The organism is Sulfitobacter sp. HI0129, from assembly GCF_001635395.1.
In the GTDB taxonomy this organism is placed as follows: Bacteria; Pseudomonadota; Alphaproteobacteria; order Rhodobacterales; family Rhodobacteraceae; genus Sulfitobacter.
In genome coordinates this window covers 1-2,155 of record NZ_LWGH01000887.1, presented here as the reverse complement: position 1 = coordinate 2,155, position 2,155 = coordinate 1, and the positions used below count along the sequence as shown (strand labels likewise).

At 58.0% G+C, this 2,155-nt stretch carries 2 protein-coding genes; both read left to right on the top strand.

The annotated features are described in order from the left end of the window. Window positions 1-1,274 (top strand): TerB N-terminal domain-containing protein (locus A3764_RS20685; protein ID WP_236628274.1); only part of this gene is annotated, 1,274 nt, incomplete at its 5' end. Between the two features lie 80 nt (window positions 1,275-1,354). Then, the coding region (locus tag A3764_RS20680) for a DNA-binding domain-containing protein (RefSeq protein WP_150122350.1) at window positions 1,355-2,155 on the top strand (801 nt) is incomplete at its 3' end.

Genomic DNA, 2,155 nt, shown 5'->3' with positions numbered 1-2,155 from the left:
CGCGCCCAAGTGCCAACGACAAGCGTATCGAGCGTGAGCGCGAACGAACTCGCGAAGCCAATGCGTCTCAAGCACCGGCTGCCGTGCAGGCCTACTCTCCACCAAAGCAGGACTACGCTGAAATCGTTCGGGCTGGAAAGTCTGCGGCGCCGGCACTTGCCGCGGCCGCTGAACGAAATCAGCCCTCGCGAATGGCATCGAGCGTATCGTCCCGACCAACGAAAAGCGGGTGGGTCCCGTCTAGCGAAACAGCTAGCGTGGCCGGCCGCAACATCGGCGGGATGGTCTATGTCGGCACGCCCCCCTTGCTGAACACCTACGGGTATCGTGACAAATGCCGAGCCTATATCGATCCGTCCCTGTCGGTCGCGCGCTCTGGAGCCGACAAAGCTGGAGAAGGTATGCCCTACTGGCCGGGGTACTCGGATATCTCACCTCAGTGCCGGGCGACCTACCTCGACTGGTTGGCCAGCGGGCGAAACGATGCCTCCTACAACCCCGGCTACATGTTCCTGTACTTCTACGGGCTGGAGCGTCGCTTCTTCGTTGATCAGTCCAATGAAGACGCAAAGGATATCGTCCAGGAAGTTCGGCGGCTGCAGTCACTTTACCCTGACAACCACTCCGTCAGGCGCTATTTGGGTGAGTTCCTCGACATAGCGATGCTTGCCGAAACCGACCTCGACGCGATCGATCCGATTTTTGAGAAGCAGGGCTGGGAACTTCCGTTCTCACTCAAATACGCAATCGGAGCTCGGATCGACAAAGGCGAGAACCTGACAGCTGACTGGTTGCTGAGTTGGTTCATCTGCCATCCGGAAACAAATCTGAGAACTCCCGCGACGCGGTGCCGTGACGAGTTCGTTGCTCTTTTCCGTTTGCGGTTTGATCGGCGTTTTCCTGATGGACTGAAAGTGACCAAACCCCGGAAATCACTCACGGCTTCTTATAGGGCCGCCTCGAGCGAGTTTGAGGGGTCTGCCAACCCAACCGTTGATGGCAAGCCGGTCCCGGATATTTCCGGTCTGCGCAAACCGGTCGAGATTGCCCAGGAGTTGGCTGACGAGGTGATGAACGACCTCGACAAGCTCAGTCGCTTCCTGGGCCGAAACCCTGATGGCCGCGGAAGCGTGGAAGCGCATGCCTTGCTACCCTCTGAACTGTGGGATGCCTTCCCATCAGAGGAAATGGACCGCTTGAAATCTTGGTGTCGCGTAGCCCTTAATTGTGAGATGGGAAATCCAACGAAATCAACGGCTGAGCTTTGCCCTTAAATATGAGATTTTGCCTTTAATTCTGATATTTTTGCCCTTAAACCTGAGACAGGGTTCACAGACATTTGCGGCAAATATCGATGAATGATGATGGCGAAGACTGCGTTGCTGTTGGTGCTGAAGAGGCGCGCAGGGCCGCGGTGCTGCGCCCTCTTGTTCAGGCATATCTCAATGGGACTGGCAGCCTGGAACGTGGCATCAATGACGCCGTTTGGGAGCTTGGTGTCAGCAGGGCGACGGTCTGGCGTTGGATAAAACGGTTGGCGGAAGAGGGTGGGCGCACCAGCGCTCTGGCTCCGCGGAAACGGGGCCGCCCGACCGGGACGATGTTAATATCCAGCAAAGTCGAAGCGGTAATCGAGGAGCACCTTCGCCGCTATTTCTTGCGCCGGGAGCGTTCGAGCTTGTCGCGCGTCGTGACAGAAATCCGCAGCGCTTGCTGGCAGGAGGGCTTGCAACCGCCGACACGGCGAACGGTTCAGCGTCGTCTGGATGCGATGGATGCCCGCGAAGTTGCGAAGGCACGAGAGGGCGCAAAGGCGGCCCGCCAGAAATTTGCGCCGGTCACAGGTGAGAACAAGGCCAGTATGCCACTGGAGATCGTCCAAATTGATCATACACCGGCGGACATCATTCTTGTCGACGGCTTTGAACGCAAACCAATTGGGCGGCCTTGGGTCACGCTGGCGATCGACGTCGCAACGCGGATGGTGACCGGATATTACACCTCTCTCGAGGCACCTTCGCGTCTGTCAGTGGCGCTTTGCCTGACACAAGCGGTGGCCCTCAAGGAGGAACTTCTTGCGGAATTGGCGTGCGATGTTCCTTGGCCGGCAGAGGGCAAACCGCACAGCATCCACGTCGATAACGGTCGCGATTTC